8 protein-coding genes are annotated in these 17,760 nt (G+C 48.6%); 7 read left to right on the top strand and 1 reads right to left on the bottom strand.

Annotation, left to right across the window (positions count from 1 at the left end; genetic code table 11):
* The first annotated feature begins 125 nt into the window (after positions 1-125).
* From pdhR to M0415_RS11995, 7 genes are all read left to right on the top strand, one after another.
* A complete protein-coding gene (pdhR, locus tag M0415_RS12025; protein WP_011070781.1) occupies positions 126-878 on the top strand; it encodes a pyruvate dehydrogenase complex transcriptional repressor PdhR in 753 nt (250 codons plus the stop codon).
* Positions 879-958: 80 nt separating this feature from the next.
* Positions 959-3,625, top strand: a complete 2,667-nt coding sequence (aceE, locus tag M0415_RS12020; protein WP_088211906.1) for a pyruvate dehydrogenase (acetyl-transferring), homodimeric type — start codon at positions 959-961, stop codon at positions 3,623-3,625.
* A gap of 12 nt (positions 3,626-3,637) precedes the next feature.
* Positions 3,638-5,674, top strand: coding sequence for a dihydrolipoyllysine-residue acetyltransferase (gene aceF, locus M0415_RS12015; RefSeq protein ID WP_249553366.1), 2,037 nt, complete (start codon positions 3,638-3,640; stop codon positions 5,672-5,674).
* Positions 5,675-5,823: 149 nt separating this feature from the next.
* Positions 5,824-7,251, top strand: coding sequence for a dihydrolipoyl dehydrogenase (gene lpdA, locus M0415_RS12010; protein ID WP_011715641.1), 1,428 nt, complete (start codon positions 5,824-5,826; stop codon positions 7,249-7,251).
* A 380-nt stretch (positions 7,252-7,631) separates the two neighbouring features.
* Positions 7,632-12,116: an EAL domain-containing protein gene (locus M0415_RS12005; protein WP_249553368.1), complete on the top strand. Its 4,485-nt coding sequence runs from the start codon at positions 7,632-7,634 to the stop codon at positions 12,114-12,116.
* Between the two features lie 230 nt (positions 12,117-12,346).
* Positions 12,347-14,563, top strand: a complete 2,217-nt coding sequence (locus tag M0415_RS12000; RefSeq protein ID WP_249553375.1) for a patatin-like phospholipase family protein — start codon at positions 12,347-12,349, stop codon at positions 14,561-14,563.
* Between the two features lie 210 nt (positions 14,564-14,773).
* The gene (locus M0415_RS11995) at positions 14,774-16,816 is read left to right on the top strand and encodes a M13 family metallopeptidase (protein ID WP_249553377.1); all 2,043 of its coding nucleotides are present in this window, start codon (positions 14,774-14,776) and stop codon (positions 16,814-16,816) included.
* A 69-nt stretch (positions 16,817-16,885) separates the two neighbouring features.
* On the opposite strand, the gene hxpB is transcribed toward M0415_RS11995, so the two are convergent.
* The gene (hxpB, locus tag M0415_RS11990; RefSeq protein WP_249553388.1) at positions 16,886-17,542 is read right to left on the bottom strand and encodes a hexitol phosphatase HxpB; all 657 of its coding nucleotides are present in this window, start codon (positions 17,540-17,542) and stop codon (positions 16,886-16,888) included.
* Between the last annotated feature and the right edge of the window lie 218 nt (positions 17,543-17,760).

Genomic DNA, 17,760 nt, shown 5'->3' with positions numbered 1-17,760 from the left:
AGCGGTTTTGAATGGGATCACCTTTTAAGGTCGATTTTCAATCTAGACATCAAAAGTGTGATTTGATAAAGTGCGCTCACTCATAAAAATTGGTAAGACCAATTTACAACGGAGCTGAGCGCCTAATGGCCTATAGTAAAATTAATCAGCCAAAAATTTCTGATGTGATCATGGCGCAACTCGAGCAGATGATCCTCGAAGGCAGTTTACAGCCGGGTCAGAAATTACCGCCGGAGCGCGAACTGGCCATCCAGTTTGAAGTGTCTCGCCCTTCACTGCGTGAAGCCATTCAAAAGCTTGAGGCGAAAGGGCTGTTAATGCGCCGTCAAGGCGGCGGTACTTATGTCAAAGAACAACTCTGGCAGAGCCTTGCCGATCCTATCGTTGAATTAATGACTGCCGATCCAGAAAGCCAATACGACTTGCTGGAATTCCGTCATGCGACCGAAGGCATGATGGCCTATTTTGCCGCATTGCGTGGCACAGACGCCGATATGCAGAATATCAAGCGTATGATCCTTGAGGTGGAAGCCGCCACCAATATTGAACAACAAGCCGCCGCGATTGTACGTTTTTACCGCGCCGTCGCCGAAGCGTCACACAATGTGGCTATGTTGCATCTCGTACTCAGTTTAACCCCTGTGCTGCATAAGAATGTGGCGCAAAACTTGGAGCTTTTAAGCCGCCGCGAAGAAGCCTCCACTATGGCCAACGATCACAGACGTGCTCTGCTCGCTGCTATCGTTCGTCGTGATCCTGAAGCCGCCAGAGAAGCCTCGAATGAACACTTAAGTTACATCGAAGAGGTGATGTTATCTGTGCGGGAAGAAGATAGCCGGTTGCAGCGAAGTTTGCGCCGTTTAAAGAGTGGCGCTTAAGTTCCCGACTTTAGCACTCGCTAAAGCGGAATATGCCGCAAACACCATTCATCATCATGTATATAGAGAAGGACAGTGTCATGTCTGAAGATATGCTACAAGACTTAGATCCGTTAGAGACTCAGGAATGGGTTGACGCCCTGCAAGCTGTATTAGAACAGGAAGGCCCTGAACGCGCCCATTTCTTATTAGAGAAACTGATCGATAAAGCCCGTCGCAATGGCACGCACTTGCCTTACACTGCGACCACGGCCTATTTGAACACCATTCCAGCGGGTCAAGAGCCGCACATGCCAGGTAACCAAGAGATGGAACGTCGCATTCGCGCCATCATCCGTTGGAACGCCTTAGCTATGGTTCTACGTGGTTCTAAGAAAGATTTAGAGTTAGGCGGCCATATTTCGAGTTTCGCATCGAGCGCAACCATTTATGACGTGTGCTTCAACCACTTCTTCCGCGCGCCAAATGAGAAAGACGGCGGCGACTTAGTGTATTTCCAAGGTCATATCGCTCCAGGTATCTACGCGCGTTCATTCTTGGAAGGTCGTTTAACTGAAGACCAACTGGCTAACTTCCGTCAAGAAGTGGATGGCAAAGGTTTATCTTCTTATCCGCACCCTAAGTTGATGCCTGACTACTGGCAATTCCCAACGGTTTCTATGGGTCTGGGTCCAATCCAAGCGATTTACCAAGCTCGCTTCTTAAAATACCTGACTGACCGTGGTCTGAAAGATTGTTCTGACCAAACCGTTTACTGCTTCTTAGGTGACGGTGAGTGTGACGAGCCAGAAGCCTTAGGTGCTATCGGTTTAGCTGCCCGTGAAGAATTAGACAACTTAGTCTTCATCATCAACTGTAACCTGCAACGTCTGGACGGCCCAGTACGCGGTAACGGTAAAATCATCCAAGAACTGGAAGGCGAATTCCGCGGCGCTGGCTGGGAAGTGGTAAAAGTGATTTGGGGTCGTTACTGGGATCCATTATTGGCTCGTGATACCAGCGGTAAGTTACTGCAGTTAATGGAAGAAACCGTTGACGGTGAATACCAAAACTGTAAAGCCAAAGGTGGCGCTTATACTCGCGAACACTTCTTCGGCAAATACCCAGAAACCGCCGAAATGGTGGCGAATATGTCAGATGATGACATTTGGCGCTTAAACCGTGGTGGTCATGACCCAGTTAAAGTGTACGCGGCATTAGACCATGCGCGTAAGACTAAAGGTCGTCCAACTGTGATCCTAGCGAAAACCGTTAAAGGTTACGGCCTAGGTGATGCGGGTGAAGGTAAGAACATCGCCCACAACGTGAAGAAAATGGGTATCGAGTCTATCCGTTACTTCCGCGATCGTTTCAATATCCCAATTCCAGACGATCAATTAGAAGATCTGCCGTTCTACCACCCAGGTCCAGATTCGGAAGAAGTGAAGTACATGATGAGCCGTCGTGCCGAGCTGCATGGCAGCGTGCCACAACGTCGCGAGAAGTTCAGCGAAGAGCTGGAAGTGCCATCACTGAAGATTTTCGACTCGATTCTGCAGGGTTCTAACGGCCGTGAAATTTCGTCAACGATGGCGTTTGTTCGCGTGCTGACAGCACTGTTAAAAGACAAGAAAATTGGCAAAAACATCGTGCCAATTATTCCTGACGAAGCGCGTACCTTCGGTATGGAAGGTCTGTTCCGTCAAGTGGGTATTTATGCTCACGAAGGCCAAAAATACGTTCCGCAAGACTCTGACCAAGTGGCTTACTACCGTGAAGATAAGTCAGGCCAAGTACTGCAGGAAGGTATTAACGAATTAGGTGCAATGTCATCTTGGGTATCGGCAGCGACCAGCTACTCAGTGAATGATGTGCCAATGATCCCATTCTACATCTACTACTCAATGTTCGGTTTCCAACGTATTGGCGACATGGCTTGGGCAGCGGGTGATATGCGTGCACGTGGCTTCTTAGTCGGTGGTACTTCTGGCCGTACAACCCTAAACGGTGAAGGTCTGCAGCATCAGGACGGTCACAGCCACGTACTGGCTAACACCATTCCTAACTGTATTACCTACGATCCAACTTACGGTTATGAAATTGCCGTTGTGGTACAAGATGGTATTCGTCGTATGTACGGCGAGAATCAAGAAGATATCTTCTACTACCTGACCACAATGAACGAAAACTACGAGCAGCCAGCCATGCCAGAAGGCGCAGAAGTTGGCATCGTTAAAGGTATCTACAAGTTAGAAACCGTAGCCGGCTCGGGTAAAGGCAAAGTTCAGTTAATGAGCTGTGGCACCATTCTTGAGCAAACCCGCAAAGCGGCTCAAGCACTGGCAAAAGACTTCGGTATCACTGCCGATGTATTCAGCGTAACCAGCTTCAACGAACTGACTCGCGATGGTCAAGCCGTTGAGCGTTGGAACATGCTGCACCCAACTGAAACGCCAAAACAAGCGTATATCAGCCAAGTGATCTCTAGTGATGCGCCTGCAATCGCAGCGACTGACTACATGAAGATCTACGGTGAGCAGTTACGTGCATACATGCCAACCGATTACAAAGTGTTAGGTACTGACGGTTTCGGTCGTTCAGACAGCCGTGACAACCTGCGTCACCACTTCGAAGTGGACGCTAAGTTCATCGTTATCGCGGCACTGAAGTCACTGGTTGATCGTAAAGAGCTGCCTGTTGATGTGTTAGCGAATGCCATCAAGGAATACGGCATCGACGCTGACAAGATCAATCCACAGTACGCGTAAGAGGCAATAAAAATGGCTGAATTAAAAGAAGTTTTTGTTCCTGATATCGGCGGCGATGAAGTACAGGTTATCGAAATCTGTGCTTCTGTGGGCGATACCTTAGCAGCGGAAGAGTCGATTCTGACCGTTGAAAGCGACAAGGCGACCATGGACATTCCTGCGCCTTTCGCGGGAGTGTTAGCCGAATTGAAAGTGGCCGTCGGTGACAAAGTCAGCGAAGGTACCTTAATTGCGATGATGCAAGCAGCGGGCACGGCTAATGTTCAAGCTGTGCCTGTTGCTCAAGCTGCCGCTCCTGCGCCAGCCCCAGCAGCACCTGCACCAGTACAAGCGGCTCCAGCCCCTGTGGCTGCCGCGCCAGCGACGGGCGCAACCCAAGTGGTTGAAGTTACTGTGCCGGATATCGGTGGTGACACCGATGTGTCAGTTATCGAAGTCTTAGTTGCCGCTGGCGATAAGATTGAGGTTGACGCTGGCCTTATCACGCTAGAAACCGACAAAGCGACCATGGACGTACCATCGCCATTCGCCGGTGTGGTGAAAGAAGTGAAAGTGGCTGTGGGTGACAAGGTTTCTCAAGGCTCCTTAGTGATCATGCTCGAAGTGGGCGGCGCGGCACCTGCCGCAGCGCCACAAGCGAGCGCGCCAGCCGCCTCTGCACCTGTTGCTCAAGCGGCTCCTGCAGCGCCAGTTGCTCCAGTCGCAGCTGCGGCACCAGTGGTTGCGGTTAAAGAAATCCAAGTGCCAGATATTGGCGATGCGAGCAATGTCGATGTGATCGAAGTGCTAGTGTCTGTGGGCGATGACATCACTGTTGACCAAGGCTTAATTACCCTTGAAACCGACAAAGCGACCATGGAAGTACCTGCGCCATTCGCCGGTAAACTGTTGTCGTTAACCGTTAAAGTGGGTGACAAGGTTTCTCAAGGTAGCGTGATCGCGACGATTGAAACTACTTCCGTTGCAACAGCAAGTGCAGGCAGTGCACCAGCGCCAGTAGCTCAAGCCGCAGCACCTGCTCCAGTTACCCAAGAAGCGGCACCAGCGCCTGTTGCTGCCGCTCCTAGCCGTCCACCTGTTCCACATCACCCAAGTGCGGGTGCGCCAGTGGCAACCGGTGTGGTTCATGCGTCTCCTGCGGTTCGCCGTTTGGCCCGTGAATTTGGTGTGGACCTCACTCAAGTGACGGGTTCTGGCCGTAAAGGTCGCATCATGAAGGAAGACGTACAGGCGTATGTGAAGTACGAACTGTCTCGTCCTAAGGCGACAGCAGCAACCTCAGTTGCAGCGGGTAACGGTGGTGGTCTGCAAGTAATTGCTGCTCCGAAAGTGGATTTCAGCAAGTTTGGTGAAGTGGAAGAGATTCCATTAAGCCGTATCCAGAAGATCTCTGGTCCAAACCTGCACCGTAACTGGGTAACCATTCCTCACGTGACTCAGTTCGATGAAGCTGATATCACCGAAATGGAAGAGTTCCGTAAGCAGCAGAACGACGCGGCGGCGAAGAAAAAAGCCGATTATAAGATCACTCCGCTGGTCTTTATGATGAAAGCTGTGGCGAAAACGCTGCAACAGTTCCCAGTGTTCAACTCAAGCTTAAGCAGCGACGGTGAATCACTGATCCAGAAGAAGTACTACCATATCGGTGTGGCGGTTGATACGCCAAATGGTCTAGTGGTACCTGTGGTGCGTGATGTGGATAAGAAAGGCATTATCGAGTTATCTCGTGAGCTGGCCGATATTTCTATCCGCGCCCGTGACGGTAAGCTGAAGTCTGCCGATATGCAGGGTAGCTGCTTCACTATTTCAAGCCTAGGTGGCATTGGTGGTACTGCATTTACCCCAATCGTTAACTACCCGGACGTGGCGATTTTAGGTGTGTCTAAATCTGAAATTAAGCCTAAGTGGAATGGTAAAGAATTCGAGCCTAAATTGATGTTGCCACTGTCGCTATCATACGATCACCGCGTGATCGATGGTGCTATGGCTGCACGCTTTAGCGTGACCCTGTCAGGAATTCTGTCCGATATTCGTACTTTGATTCTGTAAACAAATAAGGCTGCTCATCTTGAGTGGCCTTTTGTTTATTGTGATCAGTATCAAACACAGGTTAAAATGCGCCCACCTTACGCGCTGGCGCATTTTCGGTTGGCAGGATTACTCTCCTCCAACGGATTGAATGAGAATTAGAGGAAAACATGAGTAACGAAATCAAAACTCAGGTAGTGGTATTAGGTGCAGGTCCTGCTGGATATTCTGCTGCCTTCCGTGCGGCTGACTTAGGTCTGGAAACCGTTATCGTTGAACGTTTTAGCACTTTAGGTGGCGTGTGTCTGAATGTGGGTTGTATCCCATCTAAAGCCCTGTTACACGTTGCTAAAGTTATCGAAGAAGCCAAAGCCGTTGCTGCACACGGTGTTGTGTTCGGCGAGCCAACAATCGATTTAGACAAGTTACGCAGCTTCAAGCAAAAAGTGATCAGCCAGTTGACTGGTGGCTTAGGCGGCATGTCTAAAATGCGTAAAGTTAACGTTGTTAACGGCTTCGGTAAATTTACTGGCCCTAACAGCTTAGAAGTGACCGCTGAAGACGGTACTGTGACCGTTGTTAAGTTTGACCAAGCGATCATCGCTGCGGGTTCTCGCCCAATCAAACTGCCATTCATTCCCCATGAAGACCCACGTATTTGGGATTCGACCGACGCATTAGAACTGAAAGAAGTGCCTGGCAAACTGCTGGTTATGGGCGGCGGTATCATCGGTTTAGAAATGGGTACGGTTTACTCTTCTCTGGGCAGTGAAATCGATGTGGTTGAAATGTTCGACCAAGTGATCCCTGCGGCTGACAAAGACGTCGTTCGCGTATTCACTAAGCAAATCAAGAAGAAATTCAACCTGATCCTCGAAACTAAAGTGACAGCGGTTGAAGCCCGTGAAGACGGTATCTACGTTTCGATGGAAGGTAAGAGCGCGCCAACTGAGCCAGTACGTTACGATGCAGTGTTAGTGGCTATCGGCCGTACGCCAAATGGCAAGCTGATCGACGCTGAAAAAGCAGGCGTTAAGATCGACGAGCGTGGTTTCATCAACGTAGACAAGCAATTACGTACAAACGTACCGCACATCTACGCAATCGGTGACATCGTTGGTCAACCAATGTTGGCTCATAAAGGCGTGCACGAAGGCCACGTAGCGGCTGAAGTTATCGCGGGCATGAAGCACTACTTCGATCCAAAAGTCATCCCATCAATCGCTTACACCGACCCTGAAGTGGCTTGGGTAGGTCTGACTGAGAAAGAAGCGAAAGAGCAAGGTATTGCTTACGAAACAGCGACTTTCCCATGGGCAGCATCTGGCCGTGCAATCGCTTCTGATTGCAGCGAAGGTATGACTAAGCTGATTTTCGATAAAGACACTCACCGTGTTATCGGTGGTGCTATCGTGGGTGTGAACGGTGGCGAACTGTTAGGCGAAATTGGTCTGGCAATCGAAATGGGTTGTGATGCTGAAGATTTAGCATTAACTATCCACGCGCACCCAACGCTGCATGAGTCAGTGGGTCTAGCGGCTGAAATCTACGAAGGTTCTATTACTGACCTGCCAAACCCAAAGGCAAAGAAAAAGTAAGCTGATACCTTTCTTAAAAAAGCGTCCATTAGGGCGCTTTTTTATTGCATTGATAAAATTGTAACTTTAATGTGAACAAGCGGGTGAATTGAGGCTTTTGAGCTGCTAAAGTACATTTATACCCAAGCGACCTCAAAATACGAGTTTCAGAGCGCCTAGGGTGCTTCGATTCAAGGCGCATCAATGAAAAATGTCGGCCACCTTTTGAATTGATGCAACACGGAAGTGGAGTGCTCTAGGCGCTCCGTCCCGGCGGGGTTTAACGCACTTTATGCCGTGTTGGCTATTTTTGACTTAGCCCACTAGGCCTACAAATAGCCGCCTTGCTTAAAGTGCGTTAAATTCCCGCTGAATTCTGCATTTTGAGGTGGTTTGGGTATATGTATGAAGTAAGCCATCAAATGCAAACAAGAATAACTAAAACACTTCTGGCATGTTTCATCCTTTTTATCTCTGGTCTGAACATGGTTTGGGCTGGTGGATTTGTGCAACGTGTATTCACCGATAGAGATGGATTAGCCGCCACCAGTATCCGCGGCTTGACCTTAGATGACCATGGTTTTGTTTGGGCGGCGACCGAGCAGGGCTTATATCGTGTGAGCAATTCTAAGGTCAGACGTATCGACAAAACGGGTACTGAGTCCCGCATTGCGGATGATTTCCTCAACTCGGTAGTCAATGTTGGGCAAGATAAGCTGTTGGTGAGCACTAACGCAGCACTGTATCTCTACGATATCAGTAATAACCAATTTATTCTGTTTGGCTCCCCCAATTTATTTCCACATTTTCCCGGTGGTGCTCTCGTCTCTGCTGCGCGGATGAATGCACAAAACTGGTTATTACTGATTGATAATGGACAGATTTATCAATACTCGCCTGTTAAAGCTGAACTCACTCTAGTCACTCAACTGACGGTTAATCGCGATCTGCCTTGGCGCAAGCTGCTGTCTCTGCCTAATGGACAGATGTTGTTGGCTGGGCAGTTTGAGTTACAGCTGCTCGATAATGCGGGCAAGACAGTGCATCGATACCCTTGGACTGAGTCTATGGGCAGTATTCTCGATATGCTTGAGGATTCTAAAAATCGAGTTTGGCTGGCGACGAGTCGCGGGGTGTATCGACTCGATACTAACTCGCAGCAACTTGAACCCGTGCCTGAATTGCCCGATTGGAGCACTGTGATTGTCGAAGGTCCTAAGGGCGCACTGTGGTTTGCCAGTCGTTTTGGCTTATTAAAATGGACGCCAGAGACACACCAGATAGAAAACTATCAAGAAGAACTGAAAAAACAAGCCAATATGGAAATCCTTAAGGCCATGCTCTTCGATGAGTCAGGCCTGATGTGGGTGGGCGGCTCGGGTGATGGTTTGGCGTTACTGGCATCCCAGCCCGATTTTATCTTAGAGACCTATACTGCAGACAAACCCTACGCACTAAGCGATGCCATGATTTGGTCAGTGCTTGCCACTCCGGAGGGGTTGTGGCTTGGTTCTTCGAGTGTGATGTTTATTGCCAAGGACACCCAGCAAGCCATAGATATCCAGATCGAAGGTTTGCTATCGCACGAGAGCATTTACGATATTAGCGAGTTTGCCGATCATTCATTGCTGGTTTCAAGCACCAGTGGCTTATTTGTTGTCGATAGGCGAACTCTAAAAGGCGAAAGTTTTGCCGAGTGGCTCGATGGGCGTGATGAGTTTAAAAATAAACTCATCTATCGCACTTATGCCGATCCTCAATTGAAGGGGCGTGTGTGGATAGCGAGTTCTACAGGGCTGTACTTCTGGGAGCCGGGGTTATTAACGCCGCAAGCCTTTAATATCGATAAGCCTGTGAAAGGGGATGCAGAGCCTAAACGCCCAGCGATTAGAACCTTGTATCGAGCCTCCGACGGTAAGCTGTGGGTAGGTGGCAAACGGGTCTTCGGCTATATCGACGAGTCGAATGAGTTCCATGATCAACGAAACTTATTCAATGGTTTAAGTGCCATGCCGACTGTGAGCCATATTGAAGAAATGTCACCCGGGGTGATGTGGTTTGGCTCCTATGAAAAGGGATTATTCGAGTATCACCTCAATAGCAGTGAGCTGGTCTCGCTCACAGCCCTGTGGCAAGTGAATTGCAGCTCAGTGTTTTTTATCCAAAAGACGCCTAAAGCTAATCTAGTCGCCTGCGCCGATTCATTGATCCGCCAAGATATCGCGACTGGCCACATCGCTATGTTCGATCAGCTCGATGGCTTGATTTCCAATGAGTTGAACGAGGGGGCTTACTTTTATTCGCCCGAGTTCGGTTTGTATCTCGGCACCCCGGAAGGGGTGATGCACCTCGATGTGGACAAGTTAGTCAACCGTATTACCGACGATCATGTAATGCTCGAGTCAGTGTCTGTCTATTACGATAACAGCACGGAAGTTTCGCTACTGCCAAAACCTATGATGGTCGTCAAACCCGATGCCAATATGGTGAGTTTGCAGATCACTAACCTCGATTATCTCGATGATTCGCCTATCCAATTTAAATACCGACTGCGTTACCAGGGGGAAGAGGATAACTATGTGCTGCTGCAAGGCGAGTCACAGATAAACCTCGCGGGACTGGCGGCGGGCGAGTATGAATTGGAAATCTTAAGCCAAGTGAATGGCATCTGGTCGGATAAACCCTTCGCCTATCCCTTCTATGTTGAGCAGCATTGGTGGCTGACTCAGGGTTTTAAAGGCGTATTATTGCTAACGTTTTCGATCATCGCCCTGAGCCTTGCTTGGTATCGTCAGCGTCAGGTGCGCACTTTTATGACGATGAACCAAGCGCTGACCGAGAGTGATGATCGTTTGCGGCAGTCACTGCGTGGCAGTGATTCCGATCTTTGGGAGTGGCATAGAGATACCCAAAGCTTTTACCTCGATAACCGAGGCGCGGTGCTGGGCACCCATGCCAATGAGATAGTCGTTTCCCTCGAGACACTCCCCGTTCACCCCGAGGATAGGGATAAGGCCCTCGCGCAGTGGAACAGTATGTTGGCTGGCGAGATTGACAGATTTGAGGCCGAGTATCGCTATCAACGTCGAGACGGTAACTGGGGCTGGCTAAGGGTGAGGGGGCGCCCTGTGTCGCGCAATCGCCATACCAAAGTGATTGAGCGGGTGGCGGGGATCTACAGTGATATTACCCTGCAGCGTCAGCTAGAGGATGAAATTAATCTCCTCGCCCAAGCCTTTGAGAATACCTCGGAGGGTGTGCTGATCTTGGATGTGGATGAAAATATTCGAGTGGCAAACCATGCGGCGCAGCAGATTATTGGTTCAGAGCAGCATGATCTTGTCGGCCAATCTTTCTCTCAATTTGTGCAAATGAAGGATGGCCTCTCGACCGAAGTGCATCAGTTGCTCGGCCAAGACTGTTCGTGGACGGGTGAGCGCGAGTTAGTGGGACAGAATGGACTGATTTGCCCAGTGTGGCTTAACGTCTCGGTGATGCAATCGGCTAACGATAGCTCACTGCATTATGTGATTGTTTTTTCAGATATCACCGAGCGGAAACGTACCGAGGCGGATTTAAGGCGGCTGGCGAATTATGATGTGCTAACTGGGCTGCCAAACCGCTCGCTGTTTTCCAGCCGTTTATTGCAATCGATTCAGACTGCGCAGCAGAGTGGCGAAAAGCTGGCGCTGTTATTCCTCGATCTCGACCGCTTTAAGCATGTAAACGACTCCTATGGCCACAGTATGGGCGATGCCTTGCTGGTGGAAGCCTCCAACCGCTTACAGTCTTGCATCGGTAGCGAACATTTGCTCTGTCGCTTCGGTGGCGATGAGTTTGTGATCCTGCTAAGAAACGCCAATAACTTAAACGAGATAAACCACATTGCCGAGCGGTTACTGGCGCAAATTGTGGCGCCATTTAAATTGTTTGGTCGGGAGTTTTATATCTCCACCAGTATCGGGATCAGTATTTGGCCCGACGATGCGGTGCAGCCAGAAGCCTTTATTAAAAATGCCGACCTTGCCATGTACCACGCCAAGGAAGAAGGGCGCGGCAACTTTAAATATTATTCGTCGGAGCGTAATGCCCAAGCGCTTTATCATTTACGTTTGGAGGCGGATTTACGTAAGGCCATCGAGCGCGAAGAGTTTGAGCTCTATTATCAGCCTCAGATTGATATCTTGCGGGGCGATAAATTTATTGGGATGGAAGCCTTAATCCGTTGGCGCCATCCGAAGGAAGGTTATATCCGCCCCGATATTTTTATTAAGGTCGCCGAAGCCTGTGGTTTAGTGGTTGAAATCGACCGCTGGGTATTCCGCCGCGCCTGCTTGGAGGGCGCTAAGTGGGTAAAACGTTGTGCGGCCCCCTTTAAATTGTCGGTGAATATTTCTGCGGTGCATTTCCGCCAGCCGGATTTTATCGAAGGCTTGAAAAAAATCTTAGCCGATACCCAAATGCCGACCTCATCCCTCGGGTTAGAAATCACCGAAGGCGTGTTGATGAAGGAAGTGCAAGCGGCAAAAAGCCATCTGACTCAGCTTAAAGAATTGGGAATTGAAGTGGCTATTGACGACTTTGGCACTGGCTATTCTTCCTTGGCTTACCTACGTCATTTTGATGTGAATACCTTGAAGATTGACCGCTCCTTCTTGATTGATATCGCGACTAACTCTGCGGATCAGGCGATTGTTAGCAGTATTATCGAGCTGGCTCGCAACTTGAAATTAACCGTGGTGGCCGAAGGGGTCGAAACGGTCGAACAGTTGGAACAGGTCTTTAGCCGCGGCTGTTATATAGTGCAGGGCTATTATTTTGCTAAGCCTATGTCGGTGACAGAGTTCGAACGATATTTACTGCAAAAAACGACTCTTGGATCTTAAGTTTAGGGTTATTTCCAAGTCATGCTGATGCGGTTTACTTGTGAAATATTGGTCGTTATTTTGAGCGTTTGTCTATTGCATTCACTTCGCTATTTCGTTGCGGAATAGCGAACTGTGTTTATCTTGTATTGCTTAATCACTCATCGGTTCAGATAAAATATCGCTGACGGTTAAATCAATAAATTTGTTAAGATAAGTTGAATTTTTTATCCAATAAAAAGTAGCCCATTATGATGCGTCGAATACTCGCTTCTGTCTTTTTATGTTTTTTGCTAACGCCCTTGTATGCGGCGGAACGACCTAAGGTTGGGCTGGTACTCAGTGGTGGCGGCGCTAAAGGTGCTGCGCACGTGGGCGTGCTTAAAATCCTAGAAGAACATCATATTCCCGTGGACTACATCGCAGGTACCAGTATCGGTGCCTATGTTGCTGGCATGTACTCTTTGGGCTACAGCGCGAGTGAAGTCGAAGCCATTATGATGGGGGTCGATTGGGACAGCGGTTATTCGGATACCATTCCGCGTAACGTCTTGAGTTATCGAGATAAGCAGTTACGTGATCGTTACAATATTCCGCTCAACATAGGTTACAACGAAGGAGAGGTTAGGGCACCGAGTGGATTGTTGCGTGGGCAAACCATGTCGCAGCTATTACGCCAATCAACCGATCTGGTACAGCAATTTGGCGATTTTGATGCCTTAGCCATTCCCTATCGTGCGGTCGCGACGGATTTAGAAACCAGTTTGCCCGTCGTCATCGACCACGGCAGTTTAGTCAAAGCCATGCAGGCATCTGCGACTGTGCCGGGTGCACTGCAACCGACTCAGATCGATGGCAAGTTATTAGTCGATGGCGGTATTGCCAACAATATGCCCGTGGATGTGGTTAAGGCTATGGGCGCGGATATCATCATTGCCGTAGATATCGGCTCGCCGCTGGTGAAAAAAGACAAATTGGATAGCACGATTGCGGTGCTCGACCAGTTATCTAACTTCCTGACCAATGCCAGTACCGAAAAGCAAAAACAATTACTAACAGATAAAGACGTATTGATCCGTCCCGCTATCGATGCCTTAAGCACCACAGACTTTACCATCATGCCCTTGGCCCTGACGTTAGGGAAAGAAGCCGCCAACGGCCAGCTAGATAAATTGCAGGGCATGAGTGTCAGCGCTGAAGAATATGCCGCCTATGTGGATGCGAAGAAGGCCAAGGGCAAGTTATTAATGGCGGATGTGGCGCATCCTATTAAAGAAATCGTATTCGATAACCAGTCTAAGGTTAGTCTGAACCTATTGAAGGAAACCTTAGATCTGAAAGCCGGCCAAGCTGTCACTAAGGATGAGCTAAACGAGGCGTTAAAACGGATTTATGCCTTAAACAAATTTGAGCGCGTGGATGCCGAGTTTGTGGAAGGCGAAGAAGGCCGGGTACTGACTGTGACTACCCGTGCGAAATCCTGGGGGCCAAATTACTTCCAACTTGGCTTTAACTGGGAAGATGATTTTAGTACCGATTCGGCCATCAGTTTCGACATGGCTTATACCATGACCGACTTAACCTTTAATGGCGGCGAGTGGCGTAACGAAGTCAAATTAGGCTTTGAAAAACTATTTGCGACTGAGTTTTATCAACCCTTGGACAGGGACCAAGAGTTTTATAGCCGAGCCCGTTATCAATACGATATCCATAATTGGGACTTGTACGATAACAACAACCGCGCCCTAATCTTCGACAAGAAGACTCACACAGTTGAACTAGGTATTGGCTATAATTATGTTTTACAAGGGTTTATCGAGTTTGGTCTTGTGGCGGAAAAGGGCGTTATTGTCAACGATGCCTGGCTGATTAAGGATTTCGATTTTAAATCCTACGGCGCCTACTTAAGAGCGGGTTATGACAGCTTAGACAGTATCAGCTTCCCGACATCGGGTAACCGAATCACCTTAAATGTGTATGTGCGCAATGAGGATTTTGACGATCTCGTCGACAACAATGAGAACGAATATAGCGTGCAGATTGAGGCCGATTGGAAAGGGGCGCTGAGTGTTGGCAATCATGCCTTTGTGGGGAAAGCCTCGATAGCGACCAACAATAACGATGGGCTCAATACCTTGCACTTGTCGGATTTAGGCGGTTTCTTAAATCTTTCTGGTTATCACAAAGACTCGTTAACAGGCGCCCATAAGCTCTTCGGTGCCTTTGTCTATCAGTATGATTTAGGTCGCGATGCCCTCGGAATGACGGATTATCCACTCTATTTAGGCTTAAGTTTAGAGGCGGGTAACGTGTGGTTTGAACGGGATGAAGTCTCGCTCTCAGATCTTATCTATGCTTCTAGCCTTTACATAGGCACAGATACTTCCATGGGGCCGGCTGCACTTGGCTTTGGTGTGACTGACATGGGTGATAAATCCCTGTATCTATTCGTCGGTAAAGCCTTCTAAATTGAGCGAAGGGCATAACTGAGGTTATGCCCTTCATCTTTTTATCGGCACATTATCCCGCATGGCCTGAAAATCCTGTTTATACTCGTTTGCGCAAATATCACTAAGTGTCATAACCTTTTACAAAATCTTGCTACAGCCAAACTAGGCAAAATGCTAAGGTTTTGCTGGAAAAAATAACAACACTCTCAACGGAAGCTGGGGAAAACAATGAAGAAGATTAGCACACTGGCGCTGGGGATTGCCCTGAGCCTAGGTTTAGCCGCTTGCAGCAGCGAGCCTAAAACTGAAGTCGCCGCGGTTTCTGGCATTGAATTACAAAACTTTGATGCCTCAGTTCGCCATCAAGACGATTTTTACTACAGCGTGAACGGTAAATGGTTAGCGAATACGCCTATCCCTGCCGACAAGTCTAACTACGGTGCATTCTCTGTGCTGTACGATCAAAGCCAAGATGCGTTGAAAAAAATCATCGATGCCGCCGCAGCGCAAAAAGATGCTGCTCCTGGCTCTAATAATCAAAAAATCGGTGACTTTAACGCCAGCTTTATGAATACCGATTTGCTCGAAACCTTAGGTGTGACCCCGCTTAATCCTTTGCTGGCGGATATCGCGGCGGTGAAAACCCACGGCGAATTACCCGCTGTGATGGGCAAATTGCTGACCAGCGGCTCAGGCATTCCCTTTGGTTTCTACGTCAATAACGACGCGAAAAACTCTACCCAATATGCGGTGTATATCAGCCAGTCGGGCTTAACTCTGCCAGATCGTGATTACTACCTCAAAGATGACGCTAAGTTTGCCGCAACCCGCGAAGCGATGGCGAAATATGTGACTGATATTTTGACCGAAGCCGGCTACAAGAATGCTAAACGCGCGGCGAAAAACGTGGCCGACATCGAGATGATGATCGCGAAGAGCCAGTGGAGCCGCGTTGAATCTCGCGATGCTAACAAGTCTTACAACAAGTTGAGCCGTGCAGAGCTGCAAAAGCTGACCGGCAAGTTTGATATCAATGCCTTTGCGACTAGCGCAGGTCTTGGCGATAAAGTGACTGAAGTCATCGTGCGTCAGCCATCTTACTTAGAAAAGTTAGGCGCTAATTTTGATGCCTTCCCTGTTTCTGCTTGGCAGGATTACTTAACGTTCCACTTAGTGGATAGCTATGCTGAGCTACTCAGCAAAAACTTCGTAGACCTTAACTTTGCCTTCAAAGGCAAAACCTTAATGGGTATTGAAGAGCAACAACCACGCTGGAAAAAGGCTGTAGATGGTGCCGACCAAGTGATTGGTGAATTAGTGGGTGAGGAGTATGTGAAGCAATACTTCAAGCCAGAAGCGAAAGCCCGCATGGAAACCATGATCAAAAACCTGATCAAGGGCTTCGAAGTCAGCATCAATGAACTCGAGTGGATGACGCCAGAAACGAAAGTCGCGGCTCAGGAAAAACTGTCTAAGTTTACCTACAAGATTGGTTATCCAGACAAGTGGAAAGACTACACAGCCTTAGAGATCAAACCTGATGAGCTGGTGGGTAACTATATGCGTTACGCCAACTTCGAATATCAAGACATGATCAACAAGCTAGGTAAGCCAATCGACCGTACCGAGTGGCATATGACGCCACAAACGGTCAACGCTTATTACAGCCCTGTAGGTAATGAAATCGTATTCCCAGCAGCGATTCTGCAACCGCCATTCTTCAATATGGAAGCCGATGATGCGGTCAACTACGGTGGTATCGGTGCGGTAATTGGCCACGAAATCAGCCATGGTTTCGACGACCAAGGTGCTAAATACGATGGCGATGGCAACCTGCGTGACTGGTGGTCGGATAAAGACCGTGAAGAATTCCAAAAACGCGGTAAGCAACTGTCGGCTCAGTATTCTGGCTATGAAGCCTTGCCCGGTAAGTTTGTGAACGGTGATTTAACCTTAGGCGAAAACATCGGTGACTTAGGCGGGTTAACCGTAGCGGCGCGTGCCTATGCGATGAGCTTAAACGGTAAATCTGCGCCAGTGCTCGATGGCTTAACGGGCGAGCAGCGTTTCTTCGTCGGTTGGTCACAGGTATGGCGCCGTAACTACCGTGATGAAGAGTTAGGTCGTCGTTTACTGACGGATCCACATTCACCTAGCCACTACCGTGCTATGGGTACGCCTCGCAATATCGAAGCCTTCTACAAAGCCTTCGAGATGAAAGAGAGCGACAAGATGTACTTAAAACCAGAAGAGCGCGTGAAAATCTGGTAATCCATAGGATGAAAATGAAAAAGCCAGACGGATGTCTGGCTTTTTGCTTTTCGCAATTTGGTGCTGTGATTAGCCCAAGATCGCCGGTAAATCTAACAGGCTGTCGGCTTGGTGGTGGGCGACAATCCATTTCGCCTCACCGCGTTGCTCTGGTGCGGGAATGGCAACGGTTTGCATATTGGCGGCGCGGGCGGCGATCAGACCATTAAAAGAGTCTTCAATCGCGAGGCAATAACGCGGGTCGACTCCTAAGGCGGCCGCACAATTTAAGTAAACCTCGGGATGCGGCTTGCCATAGGTGAGTCCTTCGGCGGATTGTACCGCCATAAACTTATCGCTGAGGCCGAGTTTACTGAGTACGGCTTCGATAATGGTGTAAAAAGAGGAGGTCGCTAAGCCTATCTTTAAGCCTTTGGCTTGGCAGTATTCCATCGCCTGCTGAACCCCTGGCATGGCTTCGCCCGTTATCAGGATTTCCTCTGCGACTCTATCGACGATGGCTTTGCTCACCTTAGCATTGTCGTAATCGGCCCAAGGGGCTTTGTGATACCAATAGTCGACACATTGGTCGATGCGTAAACCCGTGGTTTGTTGAATCGTTTCGATAGTGACTGGCACGCCAAGCGCCGATAACACTTCATATTCAACCCGCTGCCAAAGGGGTTCTGAATCGATTAACACACCATCCATATCAAAAATAACAGCTTGAATACTAAGGGATGTCATTACTACTCCAAGGGATGGGAAGGATTACTAAGCGCTATGCTCTGGGAACTTGAGTGTATGTTTAAGCTTGGCATCTTCAAAGTCTAAAAGCGCATAGTTTAAAAATATTTACGCTTAACCTGCGGTTGTGAGCAAAAAAATAATCGTTCGATTTTAAATTGATTAACTTATGTTAACTATTTGTCGATTATGGTTTTTTGTCTGTTTTCAAACTATTG

Origin of the sequence: Shewanella sp. 10B, from assembly GCF_023475885.1 — a bacterium.
GTDB lineage: Bacteria > Pseudomonadota > Gammaproteobacteria > Enterobacterales > Shewanellaceae > Shewanella > Shewanella mangrovisoli.
The sequence above is the reverse complement of the archived record's forward strand: the minus strand, read 5'-3'. Positions and strand labels throughout refer to the sequence as shown.

Excerpts from the sequence above, each read along its gene's own strand:
- M0415_RS12000 (WP_249553375.1), top strand. The coding sequence starts at position 12,347 with ATGATGCGTCGAATACTCGCTTCTGTCTTTTTATGTTTTTTGCTAACG.
- pdhR (WP_011070781.1), top strand. The coding sequence starts at position 126 with ATGGCCTATAGTAAAATTAATCAGCCAAAAATTTCTGATGTGATCATG.
- hxpB (WP_249553388.1), bottom strand. The coding sequence starts at position 17,542 with ATGACATCCCTTAGTATTCAAGCTGTTATTTTTGATATGGATGGTGTG.
- aceF (WP_249553366.1), top strand. The coding sequence starts at position 3,638 with ATGGCTGAATTAAAAGAAGTTTTTGTTCCTGATATCGGCGGCGATGAA.
- M0415_RS12005 (WP_249553368.1), top strand. The coding sequence starts at position 7,632 with ATGTATGAAGTAAGCCATCAAATGCAAACAAGAATAACTAAAACACTT.
- aceE (WP_088211906.1), top strand. The coding sequence starts at position 959 with ATGTCTGAAGATATGCTACAAGACTTAGATCCGTTAGAGACTCAGGAA.
- M0415_RS11995 (WP_249553377.1), top strand. The coding sequence starts at position 14,774 with ATGAAGAAGATTAGCACACTGGCGCTGGGGATTGCCCTGAGCCTAGGT.
- lpdA (WP_011715641.1), top strand. The coding sequence starts at position 5,824 with ATGAGTAACGAAATCAAAACTCAGGTAGTGGTATTAGGTGCAGGTCCT.